Raw genomic sequence first — 18894 nt, 5'->3', positions numbered from 1 at the left:
GGAGCGGGGGTGTCAAGCCGAGAAATGTTTTTGAAACGTTTGCTCAGTTTGTTCCGAACTGGCGAGGTGACCTTTCGCGGGCACCACATCGTCGAGAGTCCCCGTACCCCGGCCGAATCCCCGCGCGAAGCCGAGGAGCCCGGTGACGAGCGGGAAGTGCGACCCGCCAGGCAGGTATGGACTCGCTGATTCCCCGTCCCCGCGCGGAAATCGCTCCCGGCGCGGTACATCTTCCCGACTGGCTCGACGTCGAGAGGCAGCGTGAACTCGTCACCGCTTGCCGAAGCTGGGCAACGCCGAGCGCTGGATTCGGTGCGGCGCGGCTGCCGAACGGTGGCGTGATGTCGGTGCGGATGGTGTGCCTCGGCTGGAATTGGGTGCCGTACCGCTACTCCCGCACCCTCGCCGACGGCACCCCCGTCACCCCGTTCCCGGACTGGCTGGCCGACCTCGGGCAGCGTGCCGTGGCCGAGGCTTACGGCGACCCGGCCGCCGAGTACCGGCCGGACGTCGCGCTCGTCAATTACTACGACGAGACGGCGAAAATGGGGCTGCACCAGGATCGCGAAGAGCGCAGCCCGGAACCGGTGGTTTCGCTGAGCCTCGGGAACTCCTGCGTTTTCCGGTTCGGGAACACCGAAAACCGGGGCAAGCCGTGGACCGACGTCGAACTTTGTTCGGGCGATTTGTTCGTTTTCGGCGGTCCTTCGCGACTCGCCTTCCATGGCGTCACCAAAACCCGTCCCGAGACCGGAAACCCGGAGATCGGCCTCCCCTCGGGCCGGCTCAACATCACTCTCCGGGTCTCCGGTCTCGACTAGCTCGTCAACGCCGCGTAGATCTGATCCCGCAGGGCGTTCGCCTCCTGATCGGAGAGCGTGCGGGAGGGGTGGCGCAGGACGACCCGCAGGAGCACGTTCTTCTGGCCCGGCTTGATGCCGAGCCGCGCGACCGCCGCCGGTGGCAGGGCTTCGAGCGATGTTTCGCTGAGCACAAGGATCTCCTCGACGGCGTCGACCGCGGACCCGATCGCGTCACGCACGATCCCGCCGAGGATTTCCGCGTCGGCGTCGGCTTCGACGGCCACCGAGACGTCACGGGAGATCGGCGGATGCCGCGACACGGACCGGTACTCGGTGAGGTCCAGCAGCTGGCTCGCGATCCGCGGATCGGTCGCCGAGAGGAGCCGGATATCGCCGATTCCCTTGCGCAGCATGACAAGGCGATCGAGCCCTAGCCCCATCGCCAAGCCGTGGACGTCGTCGCTCAGCCCGGCCCCGGCCAGCACGGGCCGCGCGGCCAAGCCGCATTCCGCGACTTCGAGCCACTCGCCGTCGACCAGGACGTCCACCTGCCGTCCGGCGTCGGTGTAGGGATGCGACGCCGGCACCGTGCGGTATTCCGCGCCGGGCAGGGCGGCGTCGACGACGGTGGCGATCAGGTCGTCCAGGTCGGCGGAGGTCACCGGGCCGGTGGTGATGCGCCACAGGTCCAGCTGGTGCGGGGTGCCGGTGTGGATCCGGTCGACGACGTCACGCCGGTAGACCAGGCCGGGACAGAGCAGCACCACGTCCGGATTCCGGGGGAGGGCGCGGAGGGCGGGCGGGATCATCGCCGTGGTGTGGCTGCGCAGCATGGTGGTTTCGCTGGCGTAGCGGGTGTACCGGGCGTCGCGGGTGACGGCGTCGGGCGGATAGCCGAGTTTCTCGTAGTTGTCTTCCACCGGTACCAGCGGATGCGCGCGTATCTCGCGTACTTCTGTTGCGGGGTAGGCGTTTCGCATGGCATCGGTGATTGCCGTGACGATGAGTCCCAAGGCGTGCGGTCCCGCGCTGAGGTCGCGAAGGGTCAGTGCTTCGGTGAGTTCTTTTGTACTGAGTAAGGACATGGCAGGCTCCGATCGGCAGACGGTGGGAGTCACCCCCGGATGGCCGTCGCCGTGGCCCGATGCGGCTAGTGCAGCGCGCGTCGACTCGCCCCGGTGACTGGCGTAACCAGCCGGGGGCGGCTAAATCGCGGAGCTGTCGACATAGGTCCAGGATAGCCGTGTCGCGACACGGCGAATATCGGATTACCGCGTGAACCGGATGCGCCGGCCCGGCCGCGCCTGGGCGGCCAGGTCGATTCCCGCGTCGTCGACCACGGCTACCACGGGATAACCACCGGTCACCGGATGATCGACGAGGAACAGGATCGGCACTCCCGAAGGTGGCACCTGTAACGCCCCGGGGACACAGGCTTCCGGCGCGAGTTCGCCGTCCTGGCACCGGGTCAACTCCGGCCCGGAAAGCCGCAGGCCGACTCGGTCGGCGTTCGCCGTGACCTCATACGATGTGGTGGTCAGGGTGGTCATCGTGCCCGGTACGAACCAGTCCAGCCGCGGGCCGGGTGTCACCCGCAGTACGAGCTCCTCGGGGAAAGCCTTCTGCGGAGCCAAATCGACGACCGGATACCCGGCCACCCGAGCCCCGATCGGCAACGTCATCCCGGCGGAGAGCGCGGGCGGTCCCAGTTTCGCGAGGGTGTCCGTCGCGCGGGCGTGCAGCACCGGCGTGACGTCGATACCGCCGCGTACCGCCAGATAGGTCCGAAGTCCTTGCGAAGGAACGGAAAGCTTGACTTCCTCACCGGACCGGACCTGGATCGGCGCGAACATCCCGGCGGCCCGCCCGCCGACACGGATTTCGCAGACAGCGCCGGTCACCGCGATCAGCGCGGGCTCGGAGAACCGGATCACGAGCCCGCCGAGCGTCGCCTCGATCGCCGCGTTGCCTTCCGGATTTCCGGCCAGCCTGTTGCCCAGCCGCAAACTCGACCGGTCCGCGGCGCCGGACCGGCCGACCCCGAGGCTCGCCAACCCGGGCCGCCCGAGATCCTGGACGGTCGCGAACGGCCCCGGCGCCACGACCTCGATCTTGGTGCTCATGGCTCAAATTTCTCGAATGTCTCGACGAACCGGACCCGGGTGCCCGGCACCAGCAGGTTCGGCGGATCGCGGTCGACGTCCCACACCGGCAGGTCGGTGCGGCCGAGCAACCGCCAGCCGCCGGGCGATTCCCGCGGGTAGACGGCGGCGTACTCCCCGGCGATCGCGACCGAACCGGCCGGGACCCGCGTCCGCGGAGTGGTCTTGCGAGGCACGTGCAACCTCGGGTCGAGGCCGGTGAGATAGCCGAAGCCGGGTGCGAAACCGCAGAACGCCACGGTGTACGTCGAGGCCTGGTGCCGCCGGACCACTTCGGCTTCGCTCAGGCCGGTTTCCGTTGCCACTTCGGCGAGATCGGCGCCGTCGTACCGCACCGGCACTTCGACTTCCGGCCCCGATCGGTGCGCACCGTCCGCCACCGAATGCCGGGCGATCTCGGCGCTGATCCGCTCGAAACTGGTGCGGCCAGCGTCGAACCGCACGAGCAGGGTCCGCGCCGCGGGCACCATCTCCACGGTCCCGCACGGCGGCTCGTCGTCGAGCGCGGCGTGCAGGCCGAGGACCTGTTCGGGACGGTCCAGGTCGACCAGTGCGGCCTGGTCGCCGTACGGCAGTACCCGGATCACCGATCAGCGTCCACAAAGGACTTGATTTTGACGCCGGCCGAGACGAGTTCCTTCGCGATCCGGTGGGCCAGCTCGACCGCGCCGGGGGTGTCGCCGTGGACGCACAGGGAACGCGCCGGGATGGTCAGCTCACGGCCGTCGGCCGCGATCACCTTGCCCGTCTTCGCGATCTCGACAGCTCTCGTCGCGACGGCGTCGGCGTCGTGCAGCACCGCGCCGGGCAGCTTCCGGGAAACCAGGGTTCCTTTCGCGGTGTAGGCGCGGTCGGCGAAGGCTTCGGCGTACGCGCGGACGCCGAAGTTCTCCGCCTGCCGTGACATCTCCGAGTCGGGCGGGCACAGGATCGCCAGGCTCGGGTCGTACCGCCGGATACCGTCGAGCACCGCCCACGCCTGCTCTTCGTCGTCCGCGGCGGTGTTGTACAGCGCGCCATGTGGCTTCACATAACGCACCTGCCCGCCCGCGGCCTTCGCGAACGCGTCGAGCGCCCCGATCTGGTAGAGCACCTCATCGCTCAACTCGTCCGGCGCCATGTCGATCGCCCGTCTGCCGAACCCGGCGAGGTCCCGGTACGCCACATGCGCCCCGATGGCCACGCCGCGTTCGACAGCCCGCTCGGTCACCCGGCGCATGATGCCCGGATCACCGGCGTGGAACCCGCAGGCGATGTTCGCGCTGGACACGATTTCGAGGAGTGCGTCGTCGTCGCCCATCTTCCAGGCACCGAAACCCTCGCCGAGATCGCTGTTGAGATCGATGATCGTCATGCTCAACCCACCCTGTACTCGGAATCTCGCTTGTCTGACACGAACATGTACCCCGGCGCGTGGGTGATCGCGAACGGCGGCGCGGACGCCATCAGCGCGGCCTGCGGGGTGACTCCGCAGGCCCAGAACATCGGTACGTCACCGGATTCCGCGTCCACCGAATCGCCGAAGTCGGGCGCGTCGAGGTCCTTGATGCCCAGTTCCCCCGGATCCCCGATGTGCACCGGGGCGCCGTGGACAGCGGGCATCGCGCCGCTGATCGCCACCGCGTCGGCGACCCTGTCCGCCGGGATCTGCCGCATCGAGACGACCATCGGCCCGTGCAGCCGGCCCGCCGGCCGGCACTGCCTGTCCGTCACATACATCGCGACGTTGCGGCCCTGGTCGACGTGCCGCAGCGGGATCCCCGCGGCCACCAAGGCGGTCTCGAAGGTGAAACTGCACCCGATCGAGAACGCCACCATGTCGGTGCGCCAGCGTCCGGTGACGTCCGTGGCTTCACCGGCGAGCTTGCCGTTCTCCCAGACGCGGTACCGCGGCAGATCGCACCGCAGGTCCGCTCCGGCCGCCAGGATCGTCGTCGGGTCGCCCGGATCACTGACGTCGAGCACCGGGCAGGGCCGCGGGTTTCGCTGGCAGAACAACAGCACGTCGTAGGCCCAATCGGCCGGGACCGCGATGAGGTTCGTCTGGGTGAACCCGGTGGCCCAGCCGGTCGTCGGGTGTGCGGCGCCGTCCCGGAACAGCTTGCGGGCGGCGGCCGGGGTCAGCGTGGCGGGATCATCGAAAGTCGTCATTTCTCTCTCCGTCCTCAGACTAGTTCCCGGCCACGCGTTTCAGGGAGGCCCAACAGCGCGAGCGCGGCGACTCCGTAGCCGAGCGCGCCGAACACCATCGCTCCGCCGACCCCCAGGAAGCCCACCACGGTCGGGAACACCGCGCCGACCGCCCGGCCGAAGTTGTACGTGAAACCCTGGCCCGTGCCGCGCAGATCCGTCGGGTACAGCTCGGCCAGGAAGGCGCCGAAGCCGCTGAAGATCGCCGACATCGAGAAGCCGAGCGGGAACCCGAGCACGAGGACCAGGCCGTTCGCGCCGGTCGGGATCTGCGTGTACGCCACGATCAGCCCGGCGGACAGCACGGAGAACAGTAGGAAGGTCTTCTTGCGGCCCAGGGTGTCGGTGAGATAGCCGCCGCAGACGTACCCGATGAACGCGCCGGTGATGAGGAACGCGAGATACCCGCCCGTGCCGACGACCGTCAGCCCGCGAGAGCTCTTCAGGTACGTCGGCAGCCAGGTCGCCAGCGTGTAGTAACCGCCTTGGACCCCGGTCGCGAGCAGCGCCGCGAAGAAGGTCGTGCGGAGCAGGTCGCCGCGGAAGATGGCCTTGAACGAGCCACGCTGGGACGTCTTGCGGCGCTCGGTGGCGACGTCGGCGTCCTGTACGTGCCGCCGGATCCACATCACCAGCAGCGCCGGGATCACGCCGGTCCAGAACAGCAGGCGCCAGGCGAGATCCGGGTCGACCAGACTGAAGACGACCGTGTAGACGACCACCGACAGACCCCAGCCCACCGCCCACGCGCTCTGCACGAAGGCGACCGTGCGGCCGCGGTACCGCGGGCTGCAGTACTCGGCGACCAGGATCGCGCCCGCCGCCCACTCACCGCCGAAGCCGAGGCCCTGCAGCGCGCGGAAGACCAGCAGCGTCTCGAAGTTCGGCGCGAACCCGCAGAGCACGGTGAACACGGTGTAGGTGGCCACGGTGATCTGCAGCGTCCGGACGCGGCCGATGCGGTCGGCCATGATCCCGGCGAGCGCGCCGCCGAGCGCGGAAACCACCAGCGTGACGGTGGTCAGCAGGCCGGCTTCCCCTTTGGAGATGCCGAAGTAGGCGATGATCGCGCCGAGTCCGAGCGGCAGGACCTGGAAGTCGTACGAGTCCAGGCCGTAACCGCCGAACGCGCCACCGAAGGCTTTGCGGCCACGGGGACCGAGGGTGCGGAACCAGGCGAAGGGCCGGGTGTCTTCGCCGGCCGGGGCTATCGCGTTCATGGGCACCTCGCAGATGGGGTGAGTGGTGTGGCTCACAAGCTACGCGATTGTTGAACAATTCCACAAGAGCCTGATTTTATTGTTACCTCAGCGCGCGGGTACGCTGAGACGGTGATCACTGCGGATGACAGCGCTCAAGGGCTTGAGGCCGACCGGGGTCTTCTCGGCCGGACCAGCACCGCTGAGCGCGTCGCGGATATCTTGCGAACCCGTGTGTCAGAGGGCTATTTCCGGCCCGGGGTGCGGCTGTCGGAGCACGACATCGGGAACGCGCTGGGGGTCTCGCGGAACACGCTGCGCGAGGCGTTCCGGCTGCTGACCCACGAGCGGCTGCTGGTGCACGAGCTGAACCGCGGGGTGTTCGTCCGGGTCCTGACGGTGGAGGACGTTGTTGATCTCTACCGGGTTCGCAAGGTCGTCGAGTGCTCGGCCGTGCGTTCGGTGACTACGCCGCCCGCTGGGTTTGCCCGGGTGGCCAAGGCTGTGGCCGATGGCGATCAGGCGGAGCAGCTCGAGCAATGGCAGGAGCTGGGGACCGCGAATATCCGGTTCCATCAGGCGTTGGCCGCGTTGAGCGGCAGTGCGCGGATCGACGAGCTGATGCAGGGGATCTTTGCCGAGCTTCGGCTGGTCTTTCACGTGATGGCCGATCCGCGGCGGTTCCATGAGCGGTATCTGGTGCGGAACCACGAGATTCTCGAGCGGATCGCGGCCGGGGACGGTGTCGGGGCCGAGGCGCTTTTGGCGGTGTACCTGGATGATGCCGAGCGGCAGCTCGTCGAGGCTTATGCCGAACGGGCCGCCGCCGAGGTTTCCGGCTGACTTCTCTTGCGTGCGAGACACCGCCATCTGTCGACAGATGGCGATGGGTGGGCACCCGAGGTTGGCGCGCGTTGTGGTTTTTCGCCTGCCGCCCAACGGGATTACTGCGGTAGCTCGAGACTTAGCCGTGCTTACAACGTGCTAAAAGGCCACCATGAGGGAGTTGGAGTTCCCCATGGTGGCCTTTTAGCGGTAGCGGTTTAGCCGGCGTAGCGGGCGAAGATTCGGGTGAAGTCCCACGGTTGCTGGGAGACACCGGAGCAGGTGTCGTTGTTCGGGTAGGCACCGGGGCATGGGCGGTCCCGGTTGGTCGACCAGAACGTCAGCCGCGCCAGGTGGTGCTGGTTGGCGTAGGCCAGGATCGTGTTGAAGTCGGCCAGTGTCACCGTTTCCTGCACATCGGTGATGCCGTTCATCGACGAGATCCCGCTGTGCCGATAGGCGGCGTCATCGCTGTAGCCGTAGGCGGCCTTGAGCGTGTTCTTCAGGCCTTCGGCGGCCCGGAGGGTGAGCGTGCCCATGTTCTGGCCGGCGCCACCGAAGTCGAACGGCATGATGGTCCAGCCGTCGACGGTCAGGCCCGACTGCGCGGCCCGGTTCACCAGGCTGTTGTCCGGACCGGACTGGCCCGTGCCGAAGGTGACGAAGAGCTTGATGCCCGGGTTGTTGGCCCGCACGGTCTTCAGCGCGTCGACGGTGCGCTGCTGCACGGTCGGGTTGCTGTAGGCGTCGGCTTCGATGTCGATGTCGATCGCCTTGAGACCGAAGGCGTTGATGACCTTCTGGTACGCCGCCGCCAGCTCACCGGCGCTCGAACACGAGGACTCGAGCTTGTTGCCGCTGTACCCGCCGAACGACGGGATGATGTCGCCGCCCGCGCCGCGCACGGCGTTGACGGTGCCCTGGTCGGTGGCGTTGTTCAGCGCGCGGCCGCCGTCCCACTGCGGGTTGCAGTAACCGTTGCTGAGGATGAACGCCATGGTGAACCACTTGACGCCGGTGGCGGACATGATCGCCGTCGGGCTCGGCGGGTTGCCCCAGCCGTTGTAGATGTACGGCGCGACGGCCATCGAGCCGACACCGGGATCCGGCGGCGTGGTGCCGCCGTTCGGCACGGTCCACTGCTGGTTCGGCGTCGCGGCGCAGGTCCAGATCTGCAGGCGCGTGCCGTTGGCCGAGCTGTTGTTGGTGGCGTCGAGGCACTTGCCCGAGCCGGTGTTCACCAGGTTCCGCGAACCGTTGACGGTCCACTTCTGCGCGGCGGAACCGTTGCAGTCCCACAGCTGGGTCAGGGTGCCGTTGGCCGTCCCGGCGCTGGTGACGTCGAGACACTTGCCGAGCGCCTGGAGCGAACCGTCGGTACCGGTCGTCCACTGCTGGGCGCTCGAACCGTTGCAGTCGTAGAGCTGGATCGCGGTGCCGTTGGTAGTGTTCGCCGCGTTGACATCGACGCATTTGCCGCCGAGCCCGGTGAGCTGGCCGGTGGCCGCGCCCGCCGCGCTGGGCAAGGAAACCATGGCCAGCACGCTGAGCGCGCCGGTCAGTAGAGCCAAGGATCTCTTACGCATCAGGAAGTTCCGATCAGTCAGGCGGGGACGGTCCATTGTTGGTTCGGGGTCGCGGCGCAGGTCCAGATCTGCACTCTGGTCCCGTTGGCCGAGCTGTTGCCGGTGGCGTCGGCGCATTTGCCCGATCCGGTGTTCACGAGGTTCCGTGAGGCGTTGGTCGACCATTGCTGGTTCGGCCCGCCCACACAGTCCCAAATTTGCAGCGGTGCCCCGTCCGCCGTCGAGGCACCCGTTACGTCCAAGCACTTCCCGAGCGCACGCAGGGTGCCGTCGGTGCCGCGGGACCACTGCTGCGCGGCGGAACCGTTGCAGTCGTAGAGCTGGACCGCGGTGCCGTTGGCGCTGCTGGCGCTCGCGACGTCCATGCACTTGCCGCCGAGCCCGGTGATCTGGCTGCCGCCACCGGCGCCCTGGGTGCCGTTCCAGGTGAACGTCGCCGACGTCTTGGCAGGCAGGTTGTAGGTGAAGGACTGGTTGCCCCAGTTGACCCGCACGCTCTGGTTGGTGCCGGAGGTGTTGTTGGCGATGAGCGCCTTGGAGCCGTCCGGGTTCTTCCACGCGACGTTGCGCACCGCGGAGTTGTCGTTCGAGTCGATGCGGAAAGCGCCGGGCTTAACGAACTTCGTCAGGTGGCCCATCGTGTAGTACTCGACGGTGTAGTCGACCCGCCCGTGCTGGGCGTCTCCGTTGTGGACGGTGATGAACCCGGTGCAGGTCCCGCAACCACCGTTGTGCGGCCCCATGTTCTGGTCCACCGCGAGGCTCCACTTGACGAAGCTCTTGCTCCAGTTACGGGTGTAGTCGACGATGTTCGACATGTCTTCGTTCTGCTGGTTGGAAACCCAGGTGCCGCCGGAATGCTCCGTGCTGTAGGCGTTCACTCCCGGGTACTGGTTGTGCACGGTGGTCTGCTGGGCGACGTCGCCGCCGTAGCCGTGCCACGCCATGCCGCCGAAATTCGGGTCGTTGCGGATGGCGGCGTCGTTCATCGTCTCCGCGGCGTATGCGTTGTACGTGTCCCAGTTCCAGTCCAGCGCGAGGACCTTTGTGGACAGACCGGCGTTCCGGAGGGACGGCAGCAGGTTGTTCTTGGTGAAGGTGGCCAGCCCGTTGGAGTTCCAGTTCATCGACGGGTAGCTGCTGCAACACGTCGGTTCGTTCTGGACCGACACGTAGTTGACCGGGACCCCTTGCGCGGCATAGGCCTGGATGTACTTGACGAAGTACTGCGCGTAGGCCTGGTAGTACTGGGCCTGGAGCCAGCCGAGATTGAAGCTGGCGTTGTCCTTCATCCAGGGCGGGGCACTCCACGGCGACGCCATGACCTTGATGGCCGGGTTGAGTTGCTTCGCCTGCTTGGTCAACGGCAGCACGGCTTCCATGTCGTGCGCGATGGAGAACCGGGTCAGGTTCGGGTCGGTCTGCCCGGCGGGCATGTCGTCGAAGGAGTAGCTGAAGCGCGCCAGGTCCGAAGACGCCATCGGGTTGCGGATGAAGCTCAGCCCGATCCCGTTGACCGGGTCGAACAACTTGCGCATGGCGTCGTCACGGGTGGCCTGCGTCAGCGCGCCGCTGGAGTTCATCAGCCACGCCGCGGTGTCGGTGAAGGACGCACCGCCGCCTTCGAACTGCTGGTACGTGGTGTTTTCGTTGACGTTGATGGTCTGCCCGCCGGAGCCGGTACCCGCGGTGAAATTCACCGGAGTCTGCTGCTGCAGGCCACGCGTGACGTTGACACCCCTGGCGTCGTTCGTCGTGGTCAGCCAGATGTTGACCGCTTCACCGGCGGCGAGCGCTGAGCTGGGAATGGCCAAGCCGGCGGCGGCTATCAGCGCCGCGCCGACGAAGGGAAGAAAGCGACGTTTCTTCATGCTGTGGGCACCATCCATTTCTGGTTCGCGCCGGTGCCACAGGTCCAGATCTGCAACCGGGTGGCGTTGGCGGAGTTGTTGTCGGTGACATCGAGACACTTGCCGGAACCGGTGTTGACGAGGTTCCGTGACGCGTTGGTGGTCCACTTCTGCGCGGCGGAACCGTTGCAGTCGAACAGTTCCGCCTTCGCGCCGTTGGCGGTGCCCGAGTTCACGATGTTCAAGCACTTGCCCAGCGCCGTCACCGTGCCGTCGGTGCCGACGGTCCAGTTCTGGGCCGTGGTGCCGTTGCAGTCGTAGAGCTGTACTGCGGTTCCGTTGGCACTGCTCGCCGCCGCGACGTCGGCGCATTTGCCACCCAGCCCGGTGATGGTGCCGCTGGCGCCGCCGCCGGTGGGCGGGGCGGTGCCGACGAACTGGCTCGCGAGCTGTTCACCCAGCGACAGGGCGTTGGCGTGGTTCTCGATGGGGTTGACCCGCGAGTTCGGGAACGCGATGTAGGTGACGGGTCCTTCGGTGCCACCGTTGCTCGGGTCCGGGTTGATGCCGAGGTTCACCGCGGTGGCGTAGGAGGCCTCACCGATGATGCTCGTCGGCCCGGTGTCGCCGACCACCGCGTATTCGACTTTGTTGTTGTAGATGACGGCGACCACGCCGCCACCTTGGATGCCGACCTGCCGGTAGTCCCAGGTCGCCGTCGGCTGGGGCATGACGACGAACGGCAACTGCGCCGCGTTCAACGGCTGATCGGTCGACGTGTGGAACGCGGTGTCGTTGTAGAAACAGCAATCCGTGTTCTCGTTGCACTGCGTCGTGCGGACACCGTCACAGTCGATGTCCATATCGGCCGTGAAGAACACCGCACCGTTGGCCTGGCAGACCGGGATCGTCGCGGCGCCACCTTCGTCGGTGGCGTACTTGCCGTTCGAGATCTGCTGGCAGTTGGTCACTTTGGCGAGCAGCTGACTCGCCGTCGGGGCCGCGGCCACCGCTGCGGGAGCGGTGGCCGCGGCTTGACCGGAACTGGCCGTCGCCGGGGCGACCAGGAAGTTAAGCGCTACCAGCAGGGATCCGGCGAGGATTCCGAGAATTCGTCGCATAGCAGGTGTCTCCTAGCGAACCGGATCAGGCTTAAGGCGTGTTCCACTTTTGGTTGGCGCCGCCACCGCAGGTCCAGATCTGCACGCGGGTTCCGTTGGCGGAACTGTTGCCAACGGCGTCGAGACACTTGTTCGCGGCGATGTTCACGATGTCCTTCGCGCCGCTGACGGCCCATCTCTGCGCGCCGGTGCCGTTGCAGTCGTAGAGCTGGATGGGCGCGCCGTCCGCGGTCGAAGCCGCCGTGACGTCCAGGCACTTGCCGAGGGCGCGGATCGAACCGTCGGTGCCGACGGTCCAGTTCTGCGCGGCGTTGCCGTTGCAGTCGGTGATCTGGATGGGTGTCCCGTTGGCGCTGCTGGCGCCCGCGACGTCGAGGCACTTGCCGCCGATACCGGTGATCTGACCCCCGCCACCGCCACCGGCGGTGTTGGTGACGTGGACGTAGTCGACGACGAGCTGCTGCGGGAAGGTGGTGCTGCTGTTCGGGTCACCGGGCCAGTAGCCGCCGACGGCCAGGTTCAGCAGGAGATAGAAGTTGTGGTCGAATACCCAGCGGTCGCCGCCGAGATCGGCCGGAGTCCGCGTCTGGTAGAGGTTCCCGTCCACGGACCAGGTGATCTTGTTGGGCGACCAGTCGATGGCGTAGGTGTGGAACGCGTCGGAGAAGTTCGGGCCGCTGTAGCCGGCGCCGATGCCTTCCGCGCCCGAGTAGCCGGGGCCGTGCAGCGTGCCGTGCACGGTGTTCGGCTCGAAACCGACGTTCTCCATGATGTCGATCTCGCCGCTATTGGGCCAGCCGACGCTGCCGATGTCGGTGCCCAGCATCCAGAACGCCGGCCACATGCCCTGTCCGCGGGGGAGCTTCATCCGGGCTTCGTAGTGGCCGTAGGCCTGGGTGAACTTGTTGTTCGTCGTCAGCCGCGCCGAGGTGTACTCACACCGGCCGTACCAGCAGTTGTAGTTGCCGGGGTTTTCCTTCTTGGCGGTGATGACCAGGTTGCCCTGGCCGTCGAGGGCGGCGTTGTTGGTGTTGGTGGTGTACCACTGACGTTCGTGGTTGTTGACGTTGTCGCCACCTTCGAGATTCCACTTGCTCCCGTCGACGCCGCTACCGGCCGGGCCGTTGAAGTCTTCGGTGAAGGTGGCGGCGGCGACCGAGAAGTCCGCCGCGCTGGCGCTGGGTTCGGCCGCGGCGTTGGTCGTCGGGCCGGTGGCGCCGAGCACGATCAGGGTCGCGGCGGCCAGTACTGCGCCGATGCGGGATCGCCTCGACGAAAGTCTTTTCGACATCATTGTCACCTCTCGAGCGGGGAACCAGGCGTTTCGCGGGCAGCACGAAGACGCCATGGAGACGGTGAGAAAGGATCGGCAGGCAAGAGCCGCTTCGCGTCCGCTCCTGGAGGGGGACCGCAGGCGGGTGATGTTCGCCGGTTACAGCAATCGGGGGTTTTGTTGTGACTGGCAACGAAGTATGCATGCCCCTTACCAGGCGAAGCAACACTTCTGGTGGAATTTCGCGCGGAAGTCAGCCGCGCGGAGAACATTGTTTTGCACTCAAACTAAGACTTGAACAAGCTCTGACCTGCGCTTTTCCCAGCTTCTTAGGCCATACGTGTGGTTGTCGGGTCTTGACGGGAACCGGGGGCGGGGTGTTTCCTCCGGGTACCCGCCGAACGGGCCGACCTGGAGGTCCCGGTTCGGTGGACTGAACCACTGATCCAGTGGACTGAACCACTGAATCCACTTGGGACCCAGGCGGCGAACCCGGCCGTCGCGCTCAGGCCGCGTCGGTGCCCGCCGGCGCGCGTTTGCGTGCTGTGGCTGGATTCGTGCGTGCGTCCGAGCCTTGCTCGAGCAGTCCTGCCACCGGCAGGGTCGCCGCGCCGATCGCGACCGCGTCCGCGCCCAGTTGGCCGAGCTCGATGGAGGTCTGCCCGAACGGATGGCGCAGGGAGTGTGCCGCCGCGGCTTCGGTGATGCGTGCGAGCGCCACCTTGCCGACGGTCAGTCCCGCCCAGCCGCCGACCACTATGCGCTCGGGGTTGAACAGGTTGATCAGGTTCGCGAGTCCCGCGCCCAGATAGCCCGCGGTGTCGTCCAAGACGCGCTCGGCCGTCTTCGAGCGAGCTGCCGCCGTGACAAGCGAATCCAACTGCGCCTGCTGGTCTGCCCCCGGGATCACGCGGCCGCCGCGGGCTTTCCGGTATCGCTCGAGGATTCCGCCGGCGCCGACGTACGCCTCGAGGCAGCCGTGCGAGCCACAGCGGCAGGCCATCCCGCCGTACATGATCGTGGTGTGGCCCCATTCGCCCGCGCTGCTCGTCGAGCCGCGGTAGGTGGTGCCGTCGGTGATGACGGCCGCACCCACACCCGAACCGATCAGCACTATCACCGCGTGTGTCGCCCCGCGCCCGGCGCCGAACCACATTTCGGCCTGTCCTTGGGTTTTCGCGCCGTTGTCGATGAACAGGGGAGCGTCGACACCTTCGGCGCGCAGCAGGCTTTCCAGCGCGACGGCGTCCCAGCCGACCGTCGGCGCGTGCACCAGCACCGTCTCGCCCTGCTCGACCGTGCCCGGCACCCCGACGCCGATGCCGATGATGCTTTCGTCCTTGACCCCGGCGTTGGCGATCACCTCGCGCAGTCCGGAAACCACCTGGGCGACAACGCCGGCCGGTTCGGGGCGCGAGGACTCCAGCGCGTGGTCGACCGCGGCGAGCCGGGTCATCGCGAGGTCGAACAGTTCGACCTTGACCCCGGTTTCGCCGATGTCGATCCCGATGACGTGGCCGTACGCCGGATCGACCCGCAGCAGCACCCGCGGGCGCCCGCCGTCGGACTCGACGAGACCCGCCTCGATGATCAGCTTTTCCTCGGCCAGTTCGCCGGTCACGTTGCTGACCGTCGCCGCGCTCAGGCCGGTGAGCTGGCTGAGTTCGTGACGGCTGAGCGGACCGTCGAAGTACAGCTTCGACAGCAACAGTGAGCGGTTGTGGCGCCGTAGGTCACGGACGGTGGTGCGCTTCGTTGCCATGAGGTCCCCCAACTGGCGCGGGTGTATATGAGACAGCATGCCTGATCACTTAGGCGGAGGCTATGAATTAACTAGTGAATTAAGGCCTGGCTGAACGGTCATTGTGCCACTCTCTGGCACAATGACCAGTTGTGACTCGCGCGGTGCAGCAGACGACGCGTGACCTACGCCGGCACAACAGGTCCGCGCTGCTGTCCTACTTGTACCTGCACGGCCCCGGCAGCCGGCTCGAGCTCATGCATGCCTCCGGGCTGAGTTCGGCCACTGTCAGTAACGTCGTGTCCGATCTCGTCAACGACGGTCTGGTCATGGAAGCGGGTTCGGTCGAGTCCGACGGCGGCCGGCCGCGGACGTTGCTGCAGGTGCGGCCGGACTTCGGTCAGGTCGTCGGGGTGGACATCGGCGAGACCCATCTGCAGGTCGGGCTGTTCGACTGCGCGCTGTCCACCATCGCGACGACGACGTACCCGATAGCCGAGACCCGGCTGGATCCCGGGCTGGTGGCCCGGCTGGCGTTCGACGGTATCGAAGAGGTCGCCAAGAAAGCGGCGATCGCCCCCGAAAGCCTGCTCGGCGTCGGGGTGGGCGTGCCCGGCGCCGTCCTGGGCGACGGGCTCGTGCACGCGCCGACGCTCGACTGGTCCGCCGTCCCGTTCACGGCGATGCTGCGGGCCGGGATCACGGCGCCGGTCTACGTCGACAATGTCGCCCGCACGCTGGGGCAGGCCGAGATGTGGCGCGGGGCTGGACGCGGCGCGGAGCGGGCGATCATCGCGCTGCTCGGGGTCGGTCTCGGCGCGGCGATGACGACCGGCGCGAACTCCTACCGCGGCGCGACGAGCACCACGAGCGAATGGGGCCACACCGTCATCCAGGTCGGCGGCCTCCCGTGCCGCTGCGGGTCGCGCGGCTGTCTCGAGGCGTATGTCGGAGCCGAGGCGATCCTGGAGCGCTACCGCGGGCTGCCGGGCAACGAGCCGTTCGAGGCCGCGGGCACCGAGGCCAAGCTCAGCGAACTGGTGGCGCGCGCCGCCACGCCGGGTGCGGCCGCCGAGGCGCTGGGCACGACGGCCGAGTACCTGGGCATCGGCATCGCGAATCTGATCAACCTGGTCAGCCCGGATCGCGTGGTCCTCTCGGGCTGGGCCGGGGCCACCCTGGGCGCCGCCATCCTGCCCGCTGTCCGCGACGCCGTCCGGCGCCACGCGCTCTCGTACATGTACGGCCGCACGAGCATCGAGCTGGGCCAGCTGGGTCAGGAAGCGGTCGCCCTCGGCGCCGCGACCCTGCCGATCGTCGATCTACTGGCGACCGGCACCCGTCCCACGGGCTGAACCCCCGACGCCGATTGACCCAACCTCGGTTGCGACTTATCTTAAGTCGCGGATTAAGAGACCTTCACGACTTGCCAGGCCGCTGACGCCGCCGGGAATGGGCCACCACATGAGGACCGCGCTCGTCGTCCGCGGTGGCTGGGAAGGCCACGCGCCGGTCGAAACCACCGAGTTGTTCATCCCCGGTCTCGTCGACGCCGGATTCTCCGTGAGCGTCGCCGACGACCTCGACGTCTACCTTGACGCGGAACTCCTCGCACGGACCGATCTCATCGTCCAATGCTGGTCACAGGGCGAGTTGACCGACGCGCAGGGCGCCGGGCTGCTGGCCGCGGTCCGGGCGGGCACCGGGTTCGCGGGCTGGCACGGCGGTGTCGTCGGGACGTTCATCGCGAACTCCGCGTACCTGCGGATGGTCGGCGGCCTGTTCCTCTTCCATCCGGACCGGTTCCTCGAGTACGAGGTCGTCATCGAGCCCGGGCGCGTGGCGCATCCGATCGTGGCCGGGCTGGGCGATTTCACCGTCGACACCGAGCAGTACTGGATGCTGTCGGACTCGATGAACGACGTCCTCGCCACGACGTCGTTCACCCCGAGCGCGGGCGAGCACGGGCCCGGGCACGTCGAAATGCCCGTCGTGTGGACGCGGCGCTGGGGTGCGGGGCGGATCTTCTTCTCCGCGATCGGGCACCGGGTCGAAGACCTGCGGCAACCCGCCGTGCACGAACTGACCGCGCGCGGACTGGTCTGGGCGGCGCGGTAGCGACCCGGTGCGCTGGTCTGGACAACTTCCCCGGACTGCGCGGCTCTGTGGCCCGCCCGATCATGGTTCAATCGAGACGTCGCCCTACTCACTCGTGATAGCCGGCACGTTACCGTCAGTCATGCCGATGATCACTCGACTTCGGGTTTCGCCGCGTCCTGGCGGATTGACCTGGTCTCCAGGGCGATCAATTGAGTCGTGATGGTTTCTTCACGACTTAAAATTAGGCTAAATTCGTTACATCGGCGTGATTGACGTGAGTCGCGTCACCCAGTTGACTCGCCGTAACACGCGACCAGTTCGCTCATGCCTCTTCTCGTTAGAGGTCGACAAAGGAGGATCGATGCGAGTGAAACGCTCCATCGTCGTTGCCCTGGTGGGCCTCATGGCGGTAGCCGGGCTGGCCGCTTGCGGCAGTGGCTCGAAGGCCTCATCCAGCGGGAACGCGGCGGCCGTGCTCAACGTCGGCATGCCGAACGGGCCGCAGTCGGAGAACAACAACCCGTTCCTGGAGACGTCCGCGGCGGCCTCGCTCGGCTACCGCTGGATGCTCTACGAACCCCTCGTGATGGGGAACAAGGTCCGTCCGACCGACCCCGCCACCCCGTGGCTGGCGACCAAGTGGGAGTGGAGCGAGAACTACACCAAGCTCGCGCTCACCATCCGCGACGGCGTCAAGTTCTCCGACGGCCAGCCGATGACGGCTGAGGACGCGGCCTACACGTTCCAGCTCCTCAAGGACAACAAGTCGATCAACATCGACGCGTTGCCGATCAAGGACATCACCACCGCGGGCAACGTGCTCAACCTGAGCTTCGAGCGCTCGCAGTACGTCAACCAGGTCAAGGTGCTGCGCACGCTCGTCGTGCCGAAGCACATCTGGTCCCAGATCAAGGACCCGGCGACCGAGACGGTGAAGAACCCCGTCGGCACCGGCCCGTACGCGCTGAAGTCGTTCACCCCGCAGACGATCACCGTCGCGCTGCGCGACAACTACTGGCAGGAACTCCCGAAGGTCAAGGAGATCCGCTACACCTCCTACAACGACAACAACTCGCAGACCGCCGCGCTCGCCAGCGGTGTCGCCGAGTGGAGCTTCGTCTTCATCCCGAACTACAAGACCGTTTACACCGCGAAGGACCCGGAGCACTACAAGCTCTGGTTCCCGGCCGGTCTCGGCGTGCACGGCCTGTGGTTCAACACCGAGAAGAAGCCGTGGGACATCCCGGCGCTGCGCCAGGCCGTGAACAAGGTCATCAACCGCGACGACGTCTTCAACCAGGGCGAGGCGGGCTACTTCTACCCCAAGGTCGACAGCGTCACGGGTATCCCGACCCCGGTCGGTGACTCGTTCATCTCGCCCGACTTCAAGAACAAGGTCGTCACGCCGGACGTCCCCGCAGCCAAGGCACTGCTGACCTCCAACGGCTTCACCTACAACGGTGACAAGCTCGTCGCTCCCGACGGCAAGCCGGTCACGCTCAAGCTGACCGTCCCGTCCGGCTGGTCCGACTACATCACCGACCTCGAGATCATCAAGGACAACCTGGCCGGCCTCGGCATCGACTCGACGGTCGAGAAGATGAACCAGGACGCGTGGACGAAGTCGATCGACACCGGTGACTACGAAGGCGCGATGCACTGGACCGACGACGGCCCGACGCCTTACGACATCTACAAGTCCATGATGGACGGCTCGCTGTACAAGCCGACCGGCCAAGGTGGCATCAACGGCAACTACGGCCGCTTCAAGAACGACACCGCCGCCCAGGCGCTGGACACCTACGCCACCGCCGCCGACGACGCCAGCCGCACCACGGCGATGAACACCCTGCAGAAGATCATGGTCGAGCAGCAGCCGATGATCCCGACCGGTGCCGCCACCACCGGTGGCCAGTACAGCACCAAGAACTGGGTCGGCTGGCCCAACGCCGAAGAGCCGTACGCACCGCTTCAGCCCAGCCAGCGGGAGTCGCTCAACGTCGTCCTCCACCTGAAGCCCGCGTCCTGACCGTGACCGATCAGA

The 18894-nt window shown here is 67.1% G+C and carries 16 protein-coding genes; 5 read left to right on the top strand and 11 right to left on the bottom strand.

From position 1 onward, the window contains the following. Positions 1–176: 176 nt before the first annotated feature. A complete protein-coding gene (locus tag VGP60_RS10720; RefSeq protein WP_327547759.1) occupies positions 177–821 on the top strand; it encodes an alpha-ketoglutarate-dependent dioxygenase AlkB in 645 nt (214 codons plus the stop codon). Here VGP60_RS10720 and VGP60_RS10715 read toward each other — a convergent pair. The 6 genes from VGP60_RS10715 to VGP60_RS10690 all read right to left on the bottom strand — a co-directional run bounded on the left by VGP60_RS10715 (position 818) and on the right by VGP60_RS10690 (position 6375). Further along, positions 818–1888, bottom strand: a complete 1071-nt coding sequence (locus tag VGP60_RS10715; RefSeq protein ID WP_327547758.1) for a hypothetical protein — start codon at positions 1886–1888, stop codon at positions 818–820. The two genes, VGP60_RS10720 and VGP60_RS10715, sit on opposite strands and share 4 nt — an antisense overlap. A gap of 183 nt (positions 1889–2071) precedes the next feature. Beyond that, a complete protein-coding gene (locus VGP60_RS10710; RefSeq protein ID WP_327547757.1) occupies positions 2072–2926 on the bottom strand; it encodes a biotin-dependent carboxyltransferase family protein in 855 nt (284 codons plus the stop codon). Further along, on the bottom strand, positions 2923–3549 hold the full coding sequence (locus tag VGP60_RS10705; protein WP_327547844.1) for an allophanate hydrolase subunit 1: 627 nt from the start codon (positions 3547–3549) through the stop codon (positions 2923–2925). The genes VGP60_RS10710 and VGP60_RS10705 overlap by 4 nt, the downstream gene beginning before the upstream one ends. Beyond that, positions 3549–4310, bottom strand: a complete 762-nt coding sequence (locus VGP60_RS10700) for a 5-oxoprolinase subunit PxpA (RefSeq protein ID WP_327547843.1) — start codon at positions 4308–4310, stop codon at positions 3549–3551. The genes VGP60_RS10705 and VGP60_RS10700 overlap by 1 nt, the downstream gene beginning before the upstream one ends. 11 nt (positions 4311–4321) lie before the next feature. Then, positions 4322–5116 carry a putative hydro-lyase gene (locus VGP60_RS10695; protein ID WP_327547756.1) on the bottom strand — a complete coding sequence of 265 codons (795 nt, stop codon included), beginning with the start codon at positions 5114–5116 and terminating at the stop codon, positions 4322–4324. Between the two features lie 14 nt (positions 5117–5130). Then, complete coding sequence (locus tag VGP60_RS10690; RefSeq protein ID WP_327547755.1) at positions 5131–6375, bottom strand: MFS transporter; 1245 nt, start codon at positions 6373–6375, stop codon at positions 5131–5133. Positions 6376–6486: 111 nt separating this feature from the next. Between VGP60_RS10690 and VGP60_RS10685 the strand changes: the two genes are divergently transcribed. After that, positions 6487–7197 (top strand): GntR family transcriptional regulator, encoded by a 711-nt coding sequence (locus VGP60_RS10685; RefSeq protein ID WP_327547754.1) that lies wholly within the window; start codon positions 6487–6489, stop codon positions 7195–7197. Positions 7198–7397: 200 nt separating this feature from the next. Here VGP60_RS10685 and VGP60_RS10680 read toward each other — a convergent pair whose 3' ends face one another. The 5 genes from VGP60_RS10680 to VGP60_RS10660 all read right to left on the bottom strand — a co-directional run bounded on the left by VGP60_RS10680 (position 7398) and on the right by VGP60_RS10660 (position 14771). Beyond that, entirely contained in the window at positions 7398–8765 is a 1368-nt protein-coding gene (locus tag VGP60_RS10680) for a ricin-type beta-trefoil lectin domain protein (protein WP_327547753.1), read from the bottom strand. 17 nt (positions 8766–8782) lie between these two features. Next, entirely contained in the window at positions 8783–10636 is a 1854-nt protein-coding gene (locus VGP60_RS10675; RefSeq protein WP_327547752.1) for a ricin-type beta-trefoil lectin domain protein, read from the bottom strand. Beyond that, positions 10633–11736: a ricin-type beta-trefoil lectin domain protein gene (locus VGP60_RS10670; RefSeq protein WP_327547751.1), complete on the bottom strand. Its 1104-nt coding sequence runs from the start codon at positions 11734–11736 to the stop codon at positions 10633–10635. The genes VGP60_RS10675 and VGP60_RS10670 overlap by 4 nt, the downstream gene beginning before the upstream one ends. A 31-nt stretch (positions 11737–11767) precedes the next feature. Continuing rightward, positions 11768–13030, bottom strand: coding sequence for a ricin-type beta-trefoil lectin domain protein (locus VGP60_RS10665; RefSeq protein ID WP_327547750.1), 1263 nt, complete (start codon positions 13028–13030; stop codon positions 11768–11770). A 484-nt stretch (positions 13031–13514) separates the two neighbouring features. Continuing rightward, positions 13515–14771 (bottom strand): ROK family transcriptional regulator, encoded by a 1257-nt coding sequence (locus VGP60_RS10660; protein WP_327547749.1) that lies wholly within the window; start codon positions 14769–14771, stop codon positions 13515–13517. A gap of 131 nt (positions 14772–14902) precedes the next feature. On the opposite strand from VGP60_RS10660, the gene VGP60_RS10655 reads away from it, so the two are divergent. The 3 genes from VGP60_RS10655 (at position 14903) to VGP60_RS10645 (ending at position 18879) form a co-directional block, all read left to right on the top strand. After that, positions 14903–16105, top strand: coding sequence for an ROK family protein (locus VGP60_RS10655; protein ID WP_327547748.1), 1203 nt, complete (start codon positions 14903–14905; stop codon positions 16103–16105). Positions 16106–16214: 109 nt separating this feature from the next. Beyond that, positions 16215–16868, top strand: a complete 654-nt coding sequence (locus tag VGP60_RS10650; RefSeq protein ID WP_327547747.1) for a ThuA domain-containing protein — start codon at positions 16215–16217, stop codon at positions 16866–16868. A 343-nt stretch (positions 16869–17211) separates the two neighbouring features. Beyond that, positions 17212–18879, top strand: coding sequence for an ABC transporter substrate-binding protein (locus tag VGP60_RS10645; protein WP_327547746.1), 1668 nt, complete (start codon positions 17212–17214; stop codon positions 18877–18879). Positions 18880–18894: the final 15 nt, after the last annotated feature.

It is taken from the genome of Amycolatopsis sp., from assembly GCF_036008905.1.
Lineage (GTDB): Bacteria > Actinomycetota > Actinomycetes > Mycobacteriales > Pseudonocardiaceae > Amycolatopsis.
Note: the sequence above shows the minus strand (reverse complement) of the source record. Positions and strands in the feature narration are given on the sequence as shown.

What these genes read in the sequence shown, in the direction of transcription:
- VGP60_RS10720 (WP_327547759.1), top strand. Translation starts at nt 177, where the DNA reads ATGGACTCGCTGATTCCCCGTCCCCGCGCGGAAATCGCTCCCGGCGCG.
- VGP60_RS10715 (WP_327547758.1), bottom strand. Translation starts at nt 1,888, where the DNA reads ATGTCCTTACTCAGTACAAAAGAACTCACCGAAGCACTGACCCTTCGC.
- VGP60_RS10710 (WP_327547757.1), bottom strand. Translation starts at nt 2,926, where the DNA reads ATGAGCACCAAGATCGAGGTCGTGGCGCCGGGGCCGTTCGCGACCGTC.
- VGP60_RS10695 (WP_327547756.1), bottom strand. Translation starts at nt 5,116, where the DNA reads ATGACGACTTTCGATGATCCCGCCACGCTGACCCCGGCCGCCGCCCGC.
- VGP60_RS10690 (WP_327547755.1), bottom strand. Translation starts at nt 6,375, where the DNA reads ATGAACGCGATAGCCCCGGCCGGCGAAGACACCCGGCCCTTCGCCTGG.
- VGP60_RS10680 (WP_327547753.1), bottom strand. Translation starts at nt 8,765, where the DNA reads ATGCGTAAGAGATCCTTGGCTCTACTGACCGGCGCGCTCAGCGTGCTG.
- VGP60_RS10675 (WP_327547752.1), bottom strand. Translation starts at nt 10,636, where the DNA reads ATGAAGAAACGTCGCTTTCTTCCCTTCGTCGGCGCGGCGCTGATAGCC.
- VGP60_RS10670 (WP_327547751.1), bottom strand. Translation starts at nt 11,736, where the DNA reads ATGCGACGAATTCTCGGAATCCTCGCCGGATCCCTGCTGGTAGCGCTT.
- VGP60_RS10665 (WP_327547750.1), bottom strand. Translation starts at nt 13,030, where the DNA reads ATGATGTCGAAAAGACTTTCGTCGAGGCGATCCCGCATCGGCGCAGTA.
- VGP60_RS10660 (WP_327547749.1), bottom strand. Translation starts at nt 14,771, where the DNA reads ATGGCAACGAAGCGCACCACCGTCCGTGACCTACGGCGCCACAACCGC.
- VGP60_RS10650 (WP_327547747.1), top strand. Translation starts at nt 16,215, where the DNA reads ATGAGGACCGCGCTCGTCGTCCGCGGTGGCTGGGAAGGCCACGCGCCG.
- VGP60_RS10645 (WP_327547746.1), top strand. Translation starts at nt 17,212, where the DNA reads ATGCGAGTGAAACGCTCCATCGTCGTTGCCCTGGTGGGCCTCATGGCG.